Source organism: Lysinibacillus sp. NPDC096212 (assembly GCF_044763105.1).
Taxonomy (GTDB): domain Bacteria; phylum Bacillota; class Bacilli; order Bacillales_A; family Planococcaceae; genus Lysinibacillus.
This window is the reverse complement of record NZ_JBIWFQ010000027.1, coordinates 49,155-69,198: the sequence shown is the minus strand read 5'-3', so window position 1 is coordinate 69,198 and position 20,044 is coordinate 49,155. Positions and strand designations below refer to the sequence as shown.

19 protein-coding genes, 2 pseudogenes and 1 riboswitch are annotated in these 20,044 nt (G+C 35.0%); of the genes and pseudogenes, 4 read left to right on the top strand and 17 right to left on the bottom strand.

What is annotated here, in order from left to right:
- Positions 1-42: 42 nt before the first annotated feature.
- Positions 43-486, bottom strand: a complete 444-nt coding sequence (locus ACIQ7T_RS21770) for a MarR family winged helix-turn-helix transcriptional regulator (RefSeq protein WP_402873450.1) — start codon at positions 484-486, stop codon at positions 43-45.
- Between the two features lie 458 nt (positions 487-944).
- On the opposite strand from ACIQ7T_RS21770, the gene ACIQ7T_RS21765 reads away from it, so the two are divergent.
- Positions 945-1,457 carry a peroxiredoxin family protein gene (locus ACIQ7T_RS21765; protein ID WP_402873447.1) on the top strand — a complete coding sequence of 171 codons (513 nt, stop codon included), beginning with the start codon at positions 945-947 and terminating at the stop codon, positions 1,455-1,457.
- Positions 1,458-1,703: 246 nt separating this feature from the next.
- On the opposite strand, the gene ACIQ7T_RS21760 is transcribed toward ACIQ7T_RS21765, so the two are convergent.
- The 10 genes and pseudogenes from ACIQ7T_RS21760 to ACIQ7T_RS21715 all read right to left on the bottom strand — a co-directional run bounded on the left by ACIQ7T_RS21760 (position 1,704) and on the right by ACIQ7T_RS21715 (position 11,743).
- Entirely contained in the window at positions 1,704-2,546 is an 843-nt protein-coding gene (locus ACIQ7T_RS21760; RefSeq protein WP_370083318.1) for a nucleotidyltransferase, read from the bottom strand.
- 32 nt (positions 2,547-2,578) lie between these two features.
- A complete protein-coding gene (locus ACIQ7T_RS21755) occupies positions 2,579-3,277 on the bottom strand; it encodes a precorrin-3B methylase (protein WP_370083320.1) in 699 nt (232 codons plus the stop codon).
- Between the two features lie 50 nt (positions 3,278-3,327).
- On the bottom strand, positions 3,328-4,326 hold the full coding sequence (locus tag ACIQ7T_RS21750) for an ABC transporter substrate-binding protein (protein ID WP_370083322.1): 999 nt from the start codon (positions 4,324-4,326) through the stop codon (positions 3,328-3,330).
- Positions 4,327-4,385: 59 nt separating this feature from the next.
- A complete protein-coding gene (locus ACIQ7T_RS21745; protein ID WP_370083324.1) occupies positions 4,386-5,159 on the bottom strand; it encodes an ABC transporter ATP-binding protein in 774 nt (257 codons plus the stop codon).
- Positions 5,160-6,218 carry a FecCD family ABC transporter permease gene (locus ACIQ7T_RS21740; RefSeq protein ID WP_370083326.1) on the bottom strand — a complete coding sequence of 353 codons (1,059 nt, stop codon included), beginning with the start codon at positions 6,216-6,218 and terminating at the stop codon, positions 5,160-5,162. It abuts the gene before it with no gap.
- Positions 6,219-6,338: 120 nt separating this feature from the next.
- Positions 6,339-6,523, bottom strand: a riboswitch (cobalamin riboswitch).
- A 415-nt stretch (positions 6,524-6,938) separates the two neighbouring features.
- Positions 6,939-7,319: pseudogene (locus ACIQ7T_RS21735) on the bottom strand (topoisomerase C-terminal repeat-containing protein); the annotation flags it as partial.
- A gap of 17 nt (positions 7,320-7,336) precedes the next feature.
- Positions 7,337-9,466, bottom strand: a complete 2,130-nt coding sequence (locus tag ACIQ7T_RS21730; protein ID WP_402873441.1) for a type IA DNA topoisomerase — start codon at positions 9,464-9,466, stop codon at positions 7,337-7,339.
- A 633-nt stretch (positions 9,467-10,099) separates the two neighbouring features.
- Positions 10,100-10,219 (bottom strand): annotated as a pseudogene (locus ACIQ7T_RS21725) (IS3 family transposase); the annotation flags it as partial.
- 64 nt (positions 10,220-10,283) lie between these two features.
- A complete protein-coding gene (locus ACIQ7T_RS21720; RefSeq protein WP_370083330.1) occupies positions 10,284-10,844 on the bottom strand; it encodes an NUDIX hydrolase in 561 nt (186 codons plus the stop codon).
- 284 nt (positions 10,845-11,128) lie between these two features.
- Entirely contained in the window at positions 11,129-11,743 is a 615-nt protein-coding gene (locus tag ACIQ7T_RS21715) for an undecaprenyl-diphosphatase (RefSeq protein WP_370083332.1), read from the bottom strand.
- Between the two features lie 273 nt (positions 11,744-12,016).
- On the opposite strand from ACIQ7T_RS21715, the gene ACIQ7T_RS21710 reads away from it, so the two are divergent.
- Positions 12,017-12,415, top strand: a complete 399-nt coding sequence (locus ACIQ7T_RS21710; protein WP_402873437.1) for a glucosamine 6-phosphate synthetase — start codon at positions 12,017-12,019, stop codon at positions 12,413-12,415.
- Between the two features lie 131 nt (positions 12,416-12,546).
- Here the strand turns inward: ACIQ7T_RS21710 and ACIQ7T_RS21705 are convergent, their stop codons facing one another.
- The 3 genes from ACIQ7T_RS21705 to ACIQ7T_RS21695 all read right to left on the bottom strand — a co-directional run bounded on the left by ACIQ7T_RS21705 (position 12,547) and on the right by ACIQ7T_RS21695 (position 15,022).
- Entirely contained in the window at positions 12,547-13,323 is a 777-nt protein-coding gene (locus ACIQ7T_RS21705) for a class I SAM-dependent methyltransferase (protein ID WP_402873434.1), read from the bottom strand.
- A 265-nt stretch (positions 13,324-13,588) separates the two neighbouring features.
- On the bottom strand, positions 13,589-14,212 hold the full coding sequence (locus ACIQ7T_RS21700; RefSeq protein WP_370083338.1) for a DJ-1/PfpI family protein: 624 nt from the start codon (positions 14,210-14,212) through the stop codon (positions 13,589-13,591).
- Positions 14,213-14,401: 189 nt separating this feature from the next.
- Positions 14,402-15,022 carry a TetR/AcrR family transcriptional regulator gene (locus tag ACIQ7T_RS21695; RefSeq protein ID WP_402873431.1) on the bottom strand — a complete coding sequence of 207 codons (621 nt, stop codon included), beginning with the start codon at positions 15,020-15,022 and terminating at the stop codon, positions 14,402-14,404.
- 154 nt (positions 15,023-15,176) lie between these two features.
- On the opposite strand from ACIQ7T_RS21695, the gene ACIQ7T_RS21690 reads away from it, so the two are divergent.
- The gene (locus ACIQ7T_RS21690; RefSeq protein ID WP_402873428.1) at positions 15,177-16,349 is read left to right on the top strand and encodes a YhgE/Pip domain-containing protein; all 1,173 of its coding nucleotides are present in this window, start codon (positions 15,177-15,179) and stop codon (positions 16,347-16,349) included.
- Between the two features lie 62 nt (positions 16,350-16,411).
- Here the strand turns inward: ACIQ7T_RS21690 and ACIQ7T_RS21685 are convergent, their stop codons facing one another.
- The 3 genes from ACIQ7T_RS21685 to ACIQ7T_RS21675 all read right to left on the bottom strand — a co-directional run bounded on the left by ACIQ7T_RS21685 (position 16,412) and on the right by ACIQ7T_RS21675 (position 18,298).
- The gene (locus tag ACIQ7T_RS21685) at positions 16,412-16,627 is read right to left on the bottom strand and encodes a hypothetical protein (protein ID WP_402873425.1); all 216 of its coding nucleotides are present in this window, start codon (positions 16,625-16,627) and stop codon (positions 16,412-16,414) included.
- 170 nt (positions 16,628-16,797) lie between these two features.
- Complete coding sequence (locus ACIQ7T_RS21680; protein WP_370083346.1) at positions 16,798-17,328, bottom strand: GNAT family N-acetyltransferase; 531 nt, start codon at positions 17,326-17,328, stop codon at positions 16,798-16,800.
- Between the two features lie 106 nt (positions 17,329-17,434).
- Positions 17,435-18,298 carry a GNAT family N-acetyltransferase gene (locus ACIQ7T_RS21675; protein ID WP_370083348.1) on the bottom strand — a complete coding sequence of 288 codons (864 nt, stop codon included), beginning with the start codon at positions 18,296-18,298 and terminating at the stop codon, positions 17,435-17,437.
- Between the two features lie 554 nt (positions 18,299-18,852).
- On the opposite strand from ACIQ7T_RS21675, the gene ACIQ7T_RS21670 reads away from it, so the two are divergent.
- Entirely contained in the window at positions 18,853-20,025 is a 1,173-nt protein-coding gene (locus tag ACIQ7T_RS21670; protein WP_402873421.1) for a multidrug effflux MFS transporter, read from the top strand.
- The last annotated feature ends 19 nt before the right edge of the window (positions 20,026-20,044 follow it).

Here is a 20,044-nt window from a genome sequence, read left to right as displayed (position 1 = left end):
TGCTAACTATATAGTGATAAAAATTCAAAAATAGCATCTTCTTCAAGATTCAATATTCTCTTTCATAGCATCCATCACTTCAAAAAAAACTTCAAGTTTCTCTTCCGGGATACCTGTTAGTAATTGTTGTTCAAGCATTACTCTACGTGTCATGATACTATCATGTATTTTCAACGCATCTTCTGTTAAGACAATTTTTTTGAGTCTTGAATCATAAGGAACAGTTTGCCTAGTAATCAATCCATTACTTTCCATAGATTTCAGTATTCTAGACGCTGTTGATTTGCGAATAGAAAATTCTCGTTCAAAATCTTTTTGAAACACATCTGTATCTTGATTTTTGTAAAGATAACCAATCGTCCAACCATGCATGGCAGTAAGGTTATCTCTTTCCGTTTGCATAGTACATATAGTTTGATCCAATTGTCTTCTCATTAAGAGTGACAATGTACGCAACTCTAACCCAACTGATCTCCTTTTGCTCAATTTTCTACCTCCGAACTGTTAGCCTGCTAACTTTAGTATATAAAACAAGTTATAGTGTCCCCCATATGTAGCATGGCGTACTTAACAATTTATTCGTAAGACGCTTATGCCATTAGGTGAAAGATGGATCATGTTCAGATTTATCTCCGTATTCAGTTTGCCATATTGACTGCAAAAAATTCAACAAAAAAGCAAAACCACTTTTTAGTTATGAAAATAAGTGGTGTTGCTTTGAAATAAAGTATGCTAAGAAATGACAAATAATAATGTTCATTTCACTTTTCTAAGCCTGAATACGAAAAAAATTACAGCTCGGAATTTGTTGGAAGAAACGGTTTTTGTGCAGTTTAGTTAGGCCTTAAATTTTACATATCTAATTTAGAAAAGGAAAGAATATAAAGGAGTTCCAAATCCGTACTAGAGCTCAATAAGAATTTACAATTTTCAGGAGGATAAGTATGTCTACATTTAATTTGGGTGACAAAGTACCCAATTTTACTCTTCCAGCAGTCAACGGCGAAGAATTCTCTTTTGTATCTCATCAAAACCAGCATAAAAGTTGGCATCTCATTATCTTTTTCAGAGGATCATGGTGCCCTGTTTGTCTTCATGACTTAAAAGAGCTTGAAGAAAACAAAAGTTATTTTGAAGACAAGAATGTACATCTAATTACAATCTCAACGGATCAATTGGAAAATTTAAAGAAAATGGTTGATGAGCACAATCTTACCTTTACCGTCTTAGCAGATGAAGAGTTAAAAACATTAAAAGCATATGATGTGTTTTATCACGGAGAAGAAGCACCCTATGAGGATCATGGTACGCATGGAGAGCCAGCTTATTTCCTAGTTGATGAAAATGGACAACTACTTTATCAACAAAAACAAACAAGTCCATTTGGACGCCCATCATCTACTGAACTTCGCAAGATTGTCCAGTATATTGGAAAGAATTTAAAGACAAATCAATAAATAATAATATATGATTGGGCGCAATTGTAGAGCAACATAAATAGAAAATGATCAAACTTTATTTGCAGTATACGATTGACCTAAAATCTAAAAATGCTTCAAAATAAAAGGTAATCCCATATTAGACATGACTAAGATAGGATTACCTTTTTCTGTATGTGGAATCAATTCCGTCTGTTATAACGTAATAATATAGGCTAAAACAAAGCTAATTCCAAATTCGAATTTCGCAAGTTATTAATTAGATTATATTTTCATGTTTAATTCTCTATTAGGGTTATAGGATTTTAGCCATTTTTCAGCTTCACTAACCATCCACGTTCCAAATTCATTTAAAAACGATAACAATAAGTTTGTATCTATTATGGGTGTTATGGCATATTCAAGTGCTTTTTTCATGTCCCTTTCCTTTTCAGGGAAATATTCCGAAAACAATTTATAAGCAGGATATAAATCCCTTGTATATGTGTTTGCTTTAGTTATGACAAGTCCAAGTCCTGCTCTTACAATAATTTTCATAATCCACTTGCAACAATCTTTAATATCCTCTATATCAGAATTATCTTGAAGATCATCACAGGCATTTTTAATTTGACCTTGCAAATGAATAAGGTGGTCATTTGCTAAAGCTTCGTCAGCTTTATATCTTGGTAATTGAGGTATCAAATCTTCTCCAAACACACATATTCCATGGGTTTTAAGTATGAAACTAATTATTGAAAAAGATGACGAATTTAAAATATCTTCTATGCCGTAAAAACTTAGTTCAATACCATCTACACAAGTATGTTTTTGATTTAATTCTTGTTCCACTTCTTTTATCCGCTTTAACTGCAGTTTATTAGGGTTTTGTTTTGTAACCGCTATTGTGTCTAAGTCAGCTACGCCTTCAATACCTATCCCTTTTGGAATAGATCCTCTTATGTATACACTATGTAAGTCATCTTGAAGATGAGTGGAATACGTATTAACCACATCGTATATCACAGGAAGAAAAATTGGGTTGATTTTATTCCAGTCTGAATGGTTAATAATGTAACCATCTCTATCAGTAACACATAAGCTTCCAATTTCTCTAATAGTAGTCATCACATATCTCCTTCTACAATTTTAGTTGTAAATCAATCTACAATCACTCTACCTGGGTAATTTTTTATCGTTTGCCAGTAGTCTGCTGCTTTTGTTCTCTTGTAAAACTTATAAAATGGTTCTTTTTGGCGAGCAAGTTCTTTATAGACCCTAATTATTTCCTGTAAAAGATTTTCGATATGCTGTACAGACACTTTCTTCACAAAAAGCTCCCCTGCCTGTGCGTTTTTACCCATCGGAACAGCCCCTAAATACACATCAAAGCTATCTTTCTGATATACAAGCCCAATATCATCATATACGGCATTATAGCAAGCTGATGCACAGCCATTCATATTAATGCGAATCCTGCTTGGTACTTCCAAGCCTTCAAGCTGCTGATACAGCTCCTCTGTAATCTGTGCTGCCTCCATTTTATCGCCATCACAAAAATCACAAGCCTTCATAGTTACAATCTGTCCTTGCTTTGCAATATATAAGCCCGCCTTTTCCAACTTCCTTTTGGCAGTCGTTAATTCTATTGTCGGTACAGATAGTAGTATACTGTAGGATGCAGAATATTTAATAGCGCCACTCACTCCGACTACCTCTGCGATTGTTTGAAATTGTGCTGGTGTATAATGTTTGTTGATAATGCCAGGACTCACAGCAAGACGCGTAAATTCACCTTCTATGTTTAACTTAGCAAATGTTTTTTCAGGAATATTATGGCTAAAAGCATTTATAGTCATTTTTACCCTCCTCCTATAAAAAAAGCTAGCACATGGCTAGCTCCTCTTCTTTATTGAAAGCTTTCTGGATAAAATCCTTGTGCCAAAATTTGTATTGCTTCAGCCGCACGAACACCTTCAGACGCTGCTGATAGTGGTAAAATAACGAAACGTTTGTTTAATACCGCTTCCGTTTCTTTTAGTGCCGGATCATTTTTTAGGAAATTAATTTTTTCTTCAGCAGTAGTTGAACCATAGTCAATTACAACGATAACTTCCGGGTTGCGCTCAACTACATCTTCTTTTGAAACGGTTGTCCAGCCAGACTCAACATCCCCAAAAATATTTTTTCCACCTGCTACTGTCACAAGTTCATTCATGAAGTTTTGGGCAGCAGTGAAAACTTCTTTCTCACCACTATCAAATACAAGAATACGTAAATTCCCCTCCTCTTGCGGAAGCTTCGTACGAATATCCTCTACATCTTTTGTCATTTGCTCAATTAACTTTTCTCCACGCTCTTCCACATGGAATATCTTGGCGATGTTACGAATATCGCCGAAAATATCCTCTAACTTAGGATTTTTAATGCTTGAAGATGTATGTAAATAAGTGTGGATGCCAAGTGCTTCTAGTTCTTCTGGTGTTCCAACACCCTTCTCACTAAACCCGCTTTTCCAGCCTGCATATAAAAAATCTGCTCCTGCATCAATCACTTGTTCCTTTGTTGGGTATTGCTCAGCTAGTACCGGAACTTTATCATAAGCTGCCTGTAACGGTGGATAAATTGCATCATCTAAATATGCTGTTCCGACCATTGAATCCTCTAAGCCTAACGCTAGCATAATCTCTGTCACATGCTGATTTAAGCTAATTGCTTTTTTAGGTGCTTGCGAATAGACTTGTGTCGTATCGTTATTGTCAATCGTTACTTCCGTTGCTCCTGCTTTTGCTGGTTCTACTTGTTCACTTTGCGATGCTGAATCCTGTTTTTCCTCGTTACCACAAGCCGCTAAAATACTTAGCATTGCGATTGCAAGAACAAGCCATACGCTTTTTAATGTCTTCATGTCTACTTCTCCTTTTTTCTAAAAAATATATTGAAAGAAATCTAAGTCTCTTAAACTAACTATAAAAATTGCTCAGATATATAATAAATATGCGGCTTTTTCGTGACAGGATGTACATTAACTTCTGCATGTACACCAAACACCTTTTGTAGCAATGAGGGTGTTAATACATCAAACGGAGTTCCATACGCCGCAATTTCTCCGTCCTTTAAAACATAAATTTTATCGCAATAAGTTGCTGCAATATTTAAATCATGCAAGGCTACAATGACCGTAATCGGCAAGCTCTGTATTAAATCCATAAGCTGGAGTTGATGCTGAATATCTAAATGATTCGTTGGCTCATCTAATGCCATAACCTTAGCCTGTTGCGCCAAAGCCCTTGCAACAACGACTCGTTTTTTCTCACCACCAGATAATGAACTAAAAGTACGTTCACTTAAATGCAGTACGCCTGCTTGCTGCATCGATTCCTCGACAATAGCTAGATCTTCTTTTGTATCCACTTCCATAAGCCTTTTATGCGGTGTACGTCCCATTGCAACAAGATCCTTAACAGTAAACTCAAAAAGCACTGGTGTTTCCTGCCCTACGACGGCTAGTTGCTTTGCTATCTCCTTTGAAGATTGCTTGTAAATATTTTCATTAAATAAAAATACTTCTCCCTCTTGAGGTTGTAGCATACGATACATATTTTTTAATAGGGTCGATTTCCCACTGCCATTAGGTCCAATTATGCCCACAAACTCGCGTTCTTGAATATGTACAGAAACATTGTTTAATATTTTCACCTGCTGCACGGCAAAAGTAAGGTTCTTTGCTACGTATACCATCTAATTTTCCTCCCCGAAAGAATACATTTGCTTACGCAACATCCATATAAAAAATGGGCATCCGCATAAAGCAGTAATAATTCCAATCGGCATTTCCTCAGGTGCAATCACAATACGCGCAGCTGCATCAGCCCATATTAAAAATATCGCACCAATTAATGCACTGACTGGCAGTACAAACTTATAATTTGAGCCGACAATCATGCGTACGATATGTGGAATAATCAGTCCTATAAAGCCAATTGCACCACTTACAGCAACAAGGACACCTGTTAATAGGGAAATTAATAGAATTAGTAGCAATCGAAATTTCTCTAAATTAATCCCCAGCGTAACAGCAGATTCTTCGCCTAGTAAAAGTAAATTCAAATGACGTGCATGAAGACGTAAAATTACGTAGACGACCGTTAAAACAACGAACGGAATCATTAAATTTACCCATTTCGCTCCAGCCAGACTTCCCATCATCCAATACATCACTGCCTTTATACCGCCCTCTTCTTTCGCCATCATCAGCATAAAATTCGTCATTGCTGACAAAACTAGTGACACGGCAATTCCGGCTAATAATAATCGAATAACTGAAATTCGCCCCTCAACTCGTGCTAAGAAAAACACGATTAGTACTGCAATCGTCGCACCTATAAAAGCCGCAAGTGATAGCGCATACATACCTAAAAATGAAAAAGCGCCCAGTAAAATAACAGACGTCGCCCCGACAGATGCACCGGAAGATACACCTAAAATATAGGGGTCTGCGATTGAGTTGCGAACTAAAGCTTGAATAGCAGCTCCCGAAATTGCAAGACCCGCTCCGACTATTATGGCAAGTACTACGCGGGGAGTACGAATTTGCCAGATGATGATTTCCTGCGAACGACTCCAATCTTCTGTAATGCCAAGTGGATTGAACGGGATATGCGATAAAATAATGCGCCATACAATACTAGGTGTTATAGACACAGAGCCTACCATTATCGCTAACGTCAAGGATATTAGAACGACACCAGTCAACACTAATAAGAGTAGGTTGATTTTTCTAGTTGTTGGATTCTTCAAAACGCTCTCCTCTCTTAAAGCAAAGGGCATAAAAAAATCCCCTTGTCTACAAGAGGATGTCATAGTTAAATAAAGGGCGTCTCTTCCCAGTCACTACAACCATCCTCGTGGTTCTATGTAAGTTTGTTGCTTTTATTGGCAGGTCTCCTGGCTTAGGTTCATCATCTATACGCCTTCCCATAGCTCGCTACAGTGACATATTGTATAGACTCTCCATTACAGTTGCGGGACAGCATCGGATTTGCACCGATTTCCCTTTTAAGCAAACGAACAATGTCATTCGCACCAACAAAAATTATTAAGTTATAAGAGGAACAATATCAGAATATTTTCCAGATAGCAATTACATTATATATTACATTAAAGTAAAAATAGTAATAAACGAGAGATTAATAGCCAGAAAATAGAACTGTTAAACATTAATTACTATTGGAAAAATAAAATAAATTTAGACAATAATTTATCTTACCTTACTATACAAATTCCTCATAGTACGCTATTAGTCTCGATATTCAATATCAGTGAGGGCAACACTCTACATGATCTACTAACAAATCTTTCATTCTATTTTGGTTATCTATTTTTATAAATGGAAATTATAAAAATACAAAGGATTTTCTTTTCTACTTGGAAGTCATTAGGTTGAGATAACCTTCATTTCATAAAATAATTGTTTAGGGTAGTGAGAATTAATTCAACAAGATTCATAAATGCTTAATTTTAATCCTTTTTTTCAAATTCCATCTTCCAACTAAAATATTCGTTGTCAGTATTTTTTTCATATTTTAATTGAGCATCGAATTTAGAACCTTTTTTACTTGTTAAGCCTTTTACCAATACCGTTCCATCGGCTAGCAATTTCTTAACCATTGTTTTGGTAGGCTTCTTCTTCTTCGCGGCTAAAAATTCATCGTTTTTCCAGATGACAAATTTACAGCCCTTTTCCCAGTTACTGCAGCCGAAGCCTTTTTGTCCTTCGATCACGCTATGACCACATAATGGGCATTTCCCTACTACTTCAAATTTCTTCTTCGCTCGTGTTACTTTGCTGAGTGTCACATCTTCACTATTTTTAATCGTCTGAACGGCATTGACGGTGAAAAAAATCTCATCCGCAATTACTTTTCATTAAACTCAAATTCAATTTTTCCTTCTACCAAACGAAGTGACGCATTAAATTGTTTACCATTCTTTGACTTAAACCCTTTAACCACAGCTGTTTTACCAATCTTACATAAATCATTAATGTTCTTTTCAGTTAGTTTTTTTCCTAGTAACCTTTCTGGGAACGTTTGCTTACAACCATTTTTATAATTCGAACAACCGTAAAAACTTTTACGCAAACCTATTTTTCCTACTTTGCATGTCGGACATGGCACAATATCTTTCACAGCAGCTGGTTTAAACTGCTCAGCTTCAATTGAAAGTGACTCTAATTGTTTAGGTACCTCCGCTATTAATTGAGTAATAAACTTGCCTATGCTTTCAATAAAATGTTTTGCAGAGCCTTCTCCACGACCAATTTTATTTAAGTAAATTTCCCATTTTGCAGTCATAGATGGACTTGAAAGTAATGTCCCTTCGATAGCCCGACATAAAAGCTCCCCTTTCGGCAAAACGCTCACTATGTTTTTTCGTACTTCAATAAATCCATGCTTTTTAATGGTCTCTATAATGCCACTTCGAGTTGCTTCTGTACCAATACCTTCAATCGATTTCAGCACCTCGATTTCTTCTTCATCCTCAACTGATTTACCACATGTTTTCATCATCGTAATGAGTTGCCCTTCTGTATAAGGCTTAGGAGGCGTAGTTGTGCCTTCTAGAATAGAAACCTTACTTTGTACCATTTCATCTTGGAAAACAACAGGTAACGATTCCTCACGCTCTTGCATCCCTTTTTCACTTAAAAACAATTCTTTCCAACCTTTTACAAGTTCTGTTTTCCCTACCGTTTTAAACTCTAAATTTTTGACATTCGTTATAATCGTTTTTTCATCGTATTCATAATCTTGGTGAAACATGGCGAGTGTCGTATTGACTATTTCGAAATAAATATTTCTTTCATCAGCATTCATTGATTGTAACGCTTTTTCTGTTGGCACTTTTTTCGTTGGAATAATAGCATAGTGCTCCCCAACGTTGGCACTGTCGACATAGCGTTTGTTATTCCCGCGATTAATCGCATTAAATGGCTTTCCAACGAGCTGCTGATATTTTGCCAATGATTCATTTAAATAGGCAAACTCATTATGTGTAATGAGGTGTGAATCGGTACGTGGGTAAGAAACGAGCTTTTTCTCATAAAGTGATTGCGTAAGTTTCAACACATGCGACGGGCTGTATTTCCAACGTTTATTGGCGTTGGCTTGTAATGTTGATAACGCATGTAGTTTGGGTGGTGCAATACGCTTCGTTTTGTTCGTTACACTCGTAATTAGACCTGTATCCATCGGTTCAACCCCATGTTGTTGCAATAATTGCACAGCCTCTGCACGCTCTTTTGTTTTTAACTTTGCCTTCCCTTTATATACACCATTTTGTGCTTTAAAGATCCCTTCAATTTCATAAAAATTTTCAGGCTTAAAATGTTCAATTTCCTGTTGTCTTTTATAAATTAAATATACGGTTGGCGATTGCACACGTCCGATGGAGATACTACCCTTAAAGCCTTTTTTTTGTAAAAGTAGCGTATATAGGCGACTACAGTTCATGCCTACTAACCAATCGCTAATTTGACGTGTTTTTGCTTCTTGGTACATGAGCAGATCACGCTCATTACTTTGCATATTATTAAAACCTTTTCGAATTTCCTCAACTTCTAATGAATTGATCCATAATCGTTTAACAGGCTTATTTACTTTTGTCATTTTTAAAAGTGAGTAGAAGATATTTGAACCTTCACGTTCACTATCACAGCAGTTATAAATCATTGTTACTTGCGGATCACTAAAGATTTTTTTTACTGCATTAAATTGTGAATACATTTTAGAGACAACTTTATCTTCAAATTTTTGTGGAATGATAGGTAATGATCCAAGCGACCATTTCTCCCATTCCTTTTGATATTCTTTTGGTTCCTTTAATTCAACAAGATGACCAACTGCCCAGGTAATTACTGCACCTTCAGGAAAAGTAGAACAAGGTTCCAATTCAATAAATATTTTCTCTTTTTGTTTAATTTTAAATGCATCAGCATAAGCTCTTGCTTGAGATGGTTTCTCTGCCAAAATGGCGATTTTCCCCATTAATCATCACATCTTCTTTAAAATATTTTAGTAACTTTTTAATATATAAACATAAAACTCAACTAATCAGATTAGTTGAGTTTATTATGAAATACCTTACTACTATTTTACTTTAAACAATTTAAAATATCACTTACTAAAATCTTTAAATGTTGGCGGTATCCCCTTCTAAAGCTACAACTTCCGGAACAGTTCATTGTATCTTCAATAATTGCACATGTTGGCTCAAGAAGAACACTAATAAAAAAATTGCATCTGATCTTTTAAGTTAGTACCAGATACATTTTTTTTGAGTTCGAAAGTTAAGTTATTAAAATAAAAGTGCAATATTTTTTATGTACAATTGCACAAATAAAAAAATCCCTTCACTTAGAAATATCTTCACAATCTTATGTAGTACTTACTACAAATGATGGAATTTCAAGGCTCTTATTTGATAAACTTGAAAATGAGATTTTTACAAATAAATACAATGTATCGAAATATAGCGAAAAAGAAATTCTTGAAGTACTTTTGAATGGAAATCCAATGAATGCGAAGTTGAATTATGGGTACCAATTAAAAGTTAGATTTTGAGACTTTTAAAAAACTGGTAAAAATATAATCTGACCCAATAAAGTTAGACATATTTAGTTAAGCATCTTCTAAGACCTGAGAGGTAACCACCGGGCTTAGGTCTTTTAATTTTCTCTTCATTCGTTTGTGATTGTAATAGTGAATATAGTCCTTGAGTTCCTGTTCAAAATGTGCCATAAACAATCCCATATAATAGACAGATTAATTTACTTTCTTTTCTGTCTACCATAGGGGAACCATATCAATATTTAATAAGTCTATTTGTTCGCATATAGTCTTTAGCCATGTAGTAAGCACTTATTGAAAACATTTGAGTTAGAATTTTCTTGTTTTTAAACAAGCTTTCAAAACTATCAAAACCAATTAAATTAACTTCAATATTTTCAGTATCATCTAAATCTTGCTCATATGCCTTATATGCATCTAAGATAAGATACGTTATAACTTTATTATTCTGTGTAGCGGGATTCACGAAATATTCTCCTAATAAAATCGGTTTTATTTTAGAAATATATCCAGTTTCCTCTTTAACTTCTCTCAGAATTCCTTCTTGATTAGTCTCCCATTCTTCTATTTTGCCTGAAGGTATCTCTAGAAAAATTCCGTTAGCTGCATATCTGTATTGTTTAACTAAAACAAGCTTTTTATCTTTTGTAATAACTACCGCATTAACCCAATCACTGTATTCATTTACATGGTAATTTTCAATGACTAAGCCATTAGGAAGTTGACATCTATCTTTTCTTAAATTACCAAATTCACTCTTATATAAAAACTCTGATTTTAATGTCTTCCACCTCATACTTAAGCAACCCTCCCTCTACAAACCTAAAAGTACCAATATTCCGACTAATTATACTAAGATTTCAGGTAGGTTTCAAATATCAATAGTTTCATTTAACAGAGCCATAGTAGCGGATCATATTTAATGAAAAAGGAAGAACTGTCCTACAAATTGCAGAATGTATGATAGTGCCAATTCGCATTGAAATTAAAACCTTTATTTATTGATACATATGATTTTATATTTATTCTTTTGTTAACAAAATAAAGAGCCGCATTAAAATGCGACTCTTCATCTTTGCATTATTTATTCCCATGACTCAGATCTTTATGGCCGAACTTCGCTAAAAAAGGGATATGTTTCGTTAGTTTGTTATAGATATTGAACAGAACTTGTACAACCGGCTCCAATATTTTGGAGAACTTGATAATGACAAAGCTTGCCCCAAATGACAGAAGGGCTCCTCCAATCACGTCGGCTGGATAATGTACTCCGACGAAGATACGTGAAATCCCTACTAGGATAGCCCATACTAATACAGGATACTTCCACGAGTCTTTTCGTAATAGCAACGTACATGCTAAAGAGAATACTAATACTGAATGATCACTTACAAATGAAGAATCGTCAGCATGTGGTACTAACTGATGAACATTATACGTTATGAATGGTCGTGGATGATAGTTGACAAAGTGAATGAGTGCGTTTAAACCCAATCCAAGTAAACATGTAAAGACAATGTAAAAAGCAGTATATTGTTTTTCTGTCCTTTTTTCTTTGTTTGCTGTAAACCATAAAAATAACATAAATACGATTACGACATAAGGAACGCTATCAGTGATGAAAATCATCCCTTTATCTAGTAAAGGATAGCGACCAGCTAAATCATTAATCCATTGAAATACTTCATAATTCATTTTTAAATCTCCTTGCTTTTAATTTCTCAGTAAATTAAAGTTTTCAAATATGCGCTGTTTCCAGTTGAATACTTGCTTACCCTTTCATACATGACGTCATCATACGCCTCATAGTTTCCATTCATCAACAAAACACAGATGAAACTGAAAAAATCCATATCTCCCCCAAAATCATTATCTACAATATTAAATCCTAAACTAGAAAATATTATAGTAAACTAGCAAAAATCAGTATAAAGATGATAAAATATTTTTATAAAGGGGGCTTCCAATATGGGAAAATTAAGCAAAAGGAATATACTGTGGATTGTGCCAATCGGAATTTTAGGGGTGTTCTGGTATTTTTACGGTCCACAAAAGGACATTACAGATAATGAATATATTACATATGTAAAAAACTATTCATTCGAAAATAGTAGTAAAACAATAGAATCGGGCTTTGCTAACGCTTGTCAAAATCCATACTGGGTTTATTTTGAAACTCAAAAAAGGCAGGACGTTGTAGAATTTAAAGGAGAATGTCCTGTCGATAATAAAGCCGCGAAAGTGAATGTTCAATTTTTAGTTGACCGTGATATGACAAATGTGAGAAACGGTGCAATGCTGGTCGATAATAAAATGCAGGAGGAAGCAGATCGAGATAAATACCTTCTCGCTTTAGTAGGTAAATAAATAGTTAAAAGCTCTCGTTTGAAAAGCGACGAGAGCTTCTTTTTATTGAATCGAGGGATAGAAATGCCTAACTGACGGATTGAACCACTCTACCGACGGATAACTCCCCTCAACACTTTATAAAGAATTGATTATTTCACAGCTTTCCAAATGGTCCATCTGTCCTTTTCAACTATAGAACCTTCAATTGAAATCGACTTATCAATATAATTCACTAATTCATTTAATTCTTCATCGTCTAATTCGTGCAAAATACTTCTGCCTGTTCTTTCCCGTAAATCTTTTAACAATTGCTCTTTCTGTTCATAGACATTTCTTGTTTCCCATAGCTTTACTTCTTTAATCTCGCTAAACCCAATTGCCTTAAGTGTCTCAACTACTAGCTCACTACTATGTCTGCGTTTTATTTCTTGCTCCTTTAATTTTGGAAAACGCTCACAGAAATAGCCTCTAATATGGTGGTCATCACCTTTTAATAAACAATCTTCAGGTGTCCGGTCTTGGATAATGTAAACCCCTTTATCCTCCAAAATTCTGTATGCCTCTTGAAAACAATCCTTTAAATCTCGGATATGATGAATTAAAGCTCTTTCCAGTACTAACTGGAAGCTGTCATTGTCCAAGCCTGTAGCCAATGCATTTCCTTGCTTGAAAGTAATAGTATGATAGTCTTTACAGTTTTCTTTAGCCCCAACGAGCATAGCCTGTGAAAAATCCACACCTATTACAGAAGGTACGCCCATATTTGCTAATGCTTTCGAGTAAATGCCTCCGCCACAGCCAATATCTGCAGCCTTAGAAGTATTCATGATAGGGACAAGTTCTTTCATTGCTTCCATCCACGAATGGTCAGCTTGTCGAGTTGTATAAGTAGTTTGATTGTCTTTATTGTGAAAATCAATGCCCATCTTCATCACTCTTTTCTGTTTTTTATGCCAATCTTTATGGATATTCTTGCTAACATTATTTTACAACCATTTTGTATATAAGTGAAATCAATGTTAATTATTAATTTTCATAAGTTATTCTTATCACAGAAGTATCCGTTATGATTTTGAGAGTGTTTACTTTGCTTTTTAAAAAAATAAACTGTATCCAAATTGTTTGTAGTGCAACAATTGAGATACAGTTAAAAAGTGAATCTTGGCCATTTGTTTAGATGACACAGTTATATTAAAGTGCAAATTCAATAGTTTTAGCTGTTCGCTCCGCTACAGATTTCCCCATAATTTGCTCAACAAGATATAAAGCCATATTAATTCCTGATGAGACACCTCCAGAAGTTATGAGGTTACTATCATGAATAACTTTGCTTTCTGATACTACTTGAATCTCAGGGTATTTTTCTTGTAAATTTTTTAATGCTAAATGATGAGTAGTGGCTTTTTTGCCATTTAATAATCCAGTATGTCCTAAAATATACGCACCCGTGCAAACTGAGCATATGTATTCACTATTTTTATGTTTGATAATCCACTCTTGAATTTTATTGTTTTTAATTATAGATTGCACAGCTCTTAAAGGTCCCCCTGGAATGATTAGAATATCTAATTCAGGACTATTGTCAAAACTAAAGTCAGGTACTACTTTTATTCCTGAATGCGTTTTAATTTGCTCCCCAGTTTCCGAAATGGTAAATACTTCAAATGGTTTCGTAGGTAATAATTCTTTTTTATAAAGAGTAAGAGCTTCCTCGACTTTATTCTTAGTTGTCAGTGCTAGTACTTCTGCTGGGCCAGTAAAATCTAAAACATCTACATAATCATAAAGTAAAATGCCAACTCTTTTTGTTTTCATTTTAAGATCCCCCATCGCCATGATTATTAATAGTTCTTTAAGCGCGATTATAACACGATTATCCATTTAACTTTTCATACAACTAATTTTGTAACTCAATGGAAAATATCATTCGCTTTTAATGTTACTTAGATTCATCATACTACTAGCCTTCTATACTTCTTCAGCACTTCTTCACAAATTTATCCCCTACTCACTATCTTTTTCAATAATTGAACGTAATCCACTAGCTTCAAAAGGTCCATTTATCATTGTTTCAGCCAACATTGTAGCAATTTCCTCTGGTGATTGTTGCATATCGTGTTGCAACCAGTACGTAATAACCCCTAATAGGGCATTTGAGTTATACGCTAATGTTAATTCAATCGGAAACCTCCATTTGCTTTTATCAATACGATTTACTAGATAAGCATTGAAATATCTCACAAAAAACTGTCTCATTTTTTCATGAAAAAAAGGGTCACCATTTGGACCTAAAATTAATTTTAAGAAATCAGCTTCTTCATAAAACACATGTAAAATTCGGATCATTACAGGTAATCGTTCATCTAAAAACTGATTGACATCCATCTCTAAATTTGTAGTTTCATCTAAAATGACGTTGAATTTTTCAAAAATTTCGTTCTCGTACTGTTCTAATAAATTGTATTTATCCACGTAGTGTAGATAAAAAGTTCCTCGATTAATATTGGCACGCTCCGTAATATCTCGAACGGTGATAGCTTCAAAGTTCTTTTCAGAAAGCAAAGAGAAAAATGCTTGTTTAATTTCATTTTTCGTTCGTATAATTCGTCGATCTGTTTTTGACATGGAGTCATTCCTCCCTTTTAATGAACACATTTATTTATATGTTGAGTATTGAACACTTTGGCTGCTTTTGATTATAGGAAGTGATTTTTTTAGAGTATATAATCAAACTTAGAAATAATCAACACGATGTACATTATCTGAAAGGAGAATTTTCATGAAAGAAAATAAGTTTTTCGGTATAGCGTTTGTTGCTGTACTCTTATTATCCTTCATTTTTGTAGCAACACAAATCCCTGGTGCCCATTCATCACCTAAAGATCTTCCAATCGGTATTGTTCTTGAGGATGAAGGTAACATGGGGCAAACTTTTGTCGAGATGATACAAAAAATTTCACAAGCAACAAAGGAATCACCGTTTAAATGGGTAGTAATAAAAAATGAACAAGAAATGAAAGAAAAATTAGCGAATCAAGAATTGTATGGAGCTATTTATATCCCTAAAGATTTCTCTGAAAAGTACGCTTCATTCCAATCACCAACCCCTACATCAGCAATGCTAAAAATTTATATAAACCAAGGGAAAAATGCAAACGTTGCAACTATGGTTCCACAAGCTTTATCTACAATGGTTGAAAAAATGAATGACAATGTCAGCGCCCAATTATTAGCTATTACTGAAAAAAATAATATTCCGTTAAACGCTAATCAAGCACGCACTTATTCAACGCCTATCCAAAGTGAAATAGTCAATGTGCATGAAACCGGTAAATTAAGCAATGCACCACTTTCATTCTTCCAGCCTATTTGGATGAGTAGTTTAATCAGTGCTATTCTTTTATGGTTTACGGGTAGAAATCGCAAGTTTAATTCTGTATTGGAGCAACTTAAATTCCGAGGATTTCAGGCATTGATTGCCATGATCATTGGTTTATTTGGAGGCTATTTATTAACTTGGTACTCCACTTGGATGCTGGATTATGAGTTTGCAGATTTTCACCATGTTGCTCTATTTTTATCACTGACTTGCGCAACATTTATATTATTAATACTAGCTATCACTACATGGATTCAATTTGCGAGTTTACCAATTTTCGTGCTTTTAATGTTCTTTGTTTTACCGCTTCTACAAATTGCACCAGAAATGTTACCTAGTTTTTACGCTGATTGGATTTATCCATGGTTACCATTCCGCTTTATGTTTGAAGGATTAAAGGAGATTCTTTTCTTCAGTGGAAAACTTTGGAGCTCTGCAGCAGTTACATTATGCTGGATGGCTGTTGTAAGTATTTTAGTATTACTTCTATCTGTAGTAAAACGTAGTTCCTATATAGAAGAAGATGTTTCAGCAGAAGGATTAAGTTCTGATATGAAAAAAAGGGAAGTTTAAATTCGAGTGAAGCCATACAAAAAACTCATGCAATTATTTTTTGCATGAGTTTTTTGTTCAATTTATTTTGAATCTACGGACTGGATAATATTTAGTTCAAGAATTCGAATTTCTTTATTTAGCTTAGCAATGGCCGCTTCTATTTGTTCAAAGCGTTCTAAATGATTTTTACTGACATTGTGCGTGGGTAGCGTTTCTTTTAACGCTGCCTTCCCCGCATATAGAATTTCAAGTAAATCCAATTTTTCAAAATAAGCTGTGCTATATTGTATTCCCATTTCACAAAGCCCCTTACTATTACTTTTTCACCACTAATAAAAACCCTAGCCTTTACTAGCACTATAACCGAAAAAAGCAAGCACAAAACCATGTCTTAGTTATCATTTATTATCCAATAAAAGGTATACATTGATGCTAATAAATATATTTCTGTAGGTTAATGTCGAGTTTATCTATTTTTTAAGATGGAATAAACAAATGTATCATGCGCCTGGCCATTTTGATACATATAATCTCGAAGAATTCCTTCATTTTGAAAACCCACTTTAGTTAGTAGCTTATTCGATGCTTCATTTTCTATAAATACAACAGCACCTATACGAGTAAGCCCCATATGTTCAAAGCCATACGACACAATTTCGGTAACCGCTTCTTGAGTATATCCATTTCTCCAATAATCAGGATGAATTTCATAACCGATTTCTGCTCGTCTATGGATAGGCGACCAAGCGTTAAAACCAATTGTGCCGATTATACCCTTTGTTTCCTTTCTTTCTATTCCCCATCTTACCCCTCTTTTGCCAGCAAAGTTCTTTGAAAATAAATTCACTAAATTTTCTGCTTGCTGTATCTCTTTAAACGGCTCAACGCCATAATAGCGAGTGACTTCTTCATTAGAAAAACAATTAAAGACACTTTCCGCATCATCCTGCGTCAGTTCTCTTAAAATAAGTCTTTCTGTCTCTAAATTAGGAAACATTGATTCTCCTCCTTTACTATCACCTATTCTCCACACTTCTAGTAAAATCCTTTAAAAACAAAAAAGCACACCAAATAGAAAGTGTGCTCATTTTGTTTGAGTGATGTTATCCAAAAATTTGCGCTGCTATAGCATATAACGTATTATTTCTTATCGGCATTTTCTCGGCGTGAAGAATCATAACAGGAGGTTTATTTGCCTCTGTAAAGCCACTTTGCTCTATCCATTGTATAAATTCAGCATGACCATATGGTACATCAATTCTTAATTTTCCATTATGATCTTTCGCTAAAATATTTATTATGAGACTGGCTGTTTTAGAATCAGGTGCTATAATCGGACCTAAAATTAGATTGATTGGCCCTAAAATAGACAATCCAAAACCTATAATATTTGCATCATAATCCTTCACAACAATACATTGCTTTGATTGCTTTATCCTATTCCGTAGAAAATTACTTCTTTTATCTCCAAAGGCAGCAGCATCTAAGCTAACAATATCAGCAAAATCACGCTCGTTAAAATTTTCAATCGTATAATCATTAGAAGTTAAGTTATAGGCACCGACATAATTGTCAATCAGATATTTATGTACATAATCTACTGTGGTAAAGCCCATTTTCGCATACATCGGTTCACCATCTTTCGTTGCGACGAGCATAATTTCTGTATGCTCTGAAACACTTTCAATACATTTTTGAGTAGCTAATTTCCCTAAACCAAGCCCTCTGTAATTTTCATGTACAATGACCATACCTATCGAAGCTAAATTTGAATCATATGTGATAATGGCAGCACTTGAAACAATTTTTCCCACAGCATTTTTGTGCCCAAATATTTTACCTGACATCATCACCGTTCTAATTTCAGATTCATCGTAATCCCACCCGACAGAGTCAGAAAGTGCAATTAATCCCGAAATATCATTTGCATCGAATAATACTAACTGTAATTGATTAAATGTAGTCATTCTTCCCTCTCCCCACACAAGAACATTTGTTTCCATTATATATATATACTCTATTGTGCACAAGTGCAATTTAAAACGTAGCAATGTGAATAAGTTGATTGCAGTGGAGGCTGGGCGACTCCTCGGGGATCAGCGATTCAGAGGAACGAAGGCTAAAACCATCACGTCCTGTGATAACGCCTTCGTGACCAACATCGTGTTGGCCTGAGACCCTGCAGCGCAGCGAAGCGGCTCATCGGACGCCCCCAGGAAGCTCTGCTCTGCGCGAAAGCGAAGCGTCAGCAACAACAAAGCGCCCAGCCGGAACGGAAATCAACCCCACGTTCTGATGAAGACCTAACGTATGCAAGTGATAGAAAATATTTCTATATTTCCCTTTAAAAAATTTCAAATATCTCTATAATAGAAGCTAGACTATGCACTCCTACTTTAAGCATATTTAGGTGATTAATAATGACATCTTATGAACGAATACTTATAATGGTCCCGCCGTTTCCCTAGCTACGTCTACTCTTTTCTAAAGAAGTAGATTTTGCTTGTAGGAGGGCAATAAGTTGAAAAAACATGTAGCACCATCTTTATTATTAATGATTGTTCTTGTAGCTTTTCCACAGATTAGCGAGACAATCTATACACCATCTCTACCTGATATTTCAGATGCATTAAATGCTTCAAATCGCTCTGTACAGTTAACCTTAAGTATTTATTTTATAGGGTTTGCTATAGGTGTCTTTTGTTGGGGATGGCTTTCTGATTTTATTGGACGAAGACCGGCCATGCTAGGCGGTTTAATTTTTTATAGTATTGGCAGTTTCATGTGTTTTTACGCAGAAACTATTACTTTTCTATTAGTTAGTAGATTTATACAAGCTTTTGGGGCAGCGACAGGCTCAATAATTACGCAAACCATTTTGCGAGAAAGCGTATCTGGCAGTCAAAGACATGCTATGTTTGCGCAAATTTCTGCGGTGATTGCCTTTACCCCTGCAGTAGGGCCACTAATTGGTGGCTGGGTTGATCAAGGATTTGGCTTTAGAGCTGTTTTCTTTGTACTCGTTGCGATGAGTATTTTGTTGTTCATCTACGCTTATTTTAGACTTCCTGAAACAACAGATAAATCAACGAGAAAAAGAATTGCTATTTTCCCAGTTGTAAAACGTATTATTTCATCTCCACGGGTACTTGCCTTTGGATTGCTGATTGGTGGGATAAATGGTGTGCTATTCAGTTACTATGCCGAAGCTCCCTTTATCTTTATTGACCATTTCAATTTATCACCAGGACTTTATGGATTTCTTGGCATAATTGTGGCGCTTGCCTCTATTATTGGTGCCATGATTTCTAAAAGACTCATCAGCAACTATCAGCCGGAGAAAGTAATTCATCTCGGTTGTTCTGTGATGACTGTCGGCGCTTTATTACTACTAATCGTTAGTTCCTTACCATTGCCTAATATTGTCTTACTAATGGGCATTTTAGTGACCATTTTTATAACGTTATTAGGATCAGGGATTGCTCTACCTAATTGCTTAAGCCTTGCTCTTGTCAACTTACAGGACGTTATCGGGACAGCTGGCGCAATTTTCAGCTTAGGCTATTACTTACTTGTAAGCTTAATAACATCAGGAATGAGTTTCCTGCACAATGGTTCATTGACGATTATGCCACTATATTTCTTCATCCTATCGATGATACTGTTATTATTCGGAAGAAAGTTTATTGTTTAAAATATTGTAGCGGGAATAT

Coding starts and splice junctions, on each gene's coding strand:
- ACIQ7T_RS21690 (WP_402873428.1), top strand. CDS start 15,177: ATGAAAGAAAATAAGTTTTTCGGTATAGCGTTTGTTGCTGTACTCTTA.
- ACIQ7T_RS21720 (WP_370083330.1), bottom strand. CDS start 10,844: ATGAGGTGGAAGACATTAAAATCAGAGTTTTTATATAAGAGTGAATTT.
- ACIQ7T_RS21755 (WP_370083320.1), bottom strand. CDS start 3,277: ATGACTATAAATGCTTTTAGCCATAATATTCCTGAAAAAACATTTGCT.
- ACIQ7T_RS21685 (WP_402873425.1), bottom strand. CDS start 16,627: ATGGGAATACAATATAGCACAGCTTATTTTGAAAAATTGGATTTACTT.
- ACIQ7T_RS21730 (WP_402873441.1), bottom strand. CDS start 9,466: ATGGGGAAAATCGCCATTTTGGCAGAGAAACCATCTCAAGCAAGAGCT.
- ACIQ7T_RS21710 (WP_402873437.1), top strand. CDS start 12,017: ATGGGAAAATTAAGCAAAAGGAATATACTGTGGATTGTGCCAATCGGA.
- ACIQ7T_RS21695 (WP_402873431.1), bottom strand. CDS start 15,022: ATGTCAAAAACAGATCGACGAATTATACGAACGAAAAATGAAATTAAA.
- ACIQ7T_RS21745 (WP_370083324.1), bottom strand. CDS start 5,159: ATGGTATACGTAGCAAAGAACCTTACTTTTGCCGTGCAGCAGGTGAAA.
- ACIQ7T_RS21750 (WP_370083322.1), bottom strand. CDS start 4,326: ATGAAGACATTAAAAAGCGTATGGCTTGTTCTTGCAATCGCAATGCTA.
- ACIQ7T_RS21715 (WP_370083332.1), bottom strand. CDS start 11,743: ATGAATTATGAAGTATTTCAATGGATTAATGATTTAGCTGGTCGCTAT.
- ACIQ7T_RS21705 (WP_402873434.1), bottom strand. CDS start 13,323: ATGGGCATTGATTTTCACAATAAAGACAATCAAACTACTTATACAACT.
- ACIQ7T_RS21765 (WP_402873447.1), top strand. CDS start 945: ATGTCTACATTTAATTTGGGTGACAAAGTACCCAATTTTACTCTTCCA.
- ACIQ7T_RS21760 (WP_370083318.1), bottom strand. CDS start 2,546: ATGACTACTATTAGAGAAATTGGAAGCTTATGTGTTACTGATAGAGAT.
- ACIQ7T_RS21680 (WP_370083346.1), bottom strand. CDS start 17,328: ATGTTTCCTAATTTAGAGACAGAAAGACTTATTTTAAGAGAACTGACG.
- ACIQ7T_RS21675 (WP_370083348.1), bottom strand. CDS start 18,298: ATGACTACATTTAATCAATTACAGTTAGTATTATTCGATGCAAATGAT.
- ACIQ7T_RS21700 (WP_370083338.1), bottom strand. CDS start 14,212: ATGAAAACAAAAAGAGTTGGCATTTTACTTTATGATTATGTAGATGTT.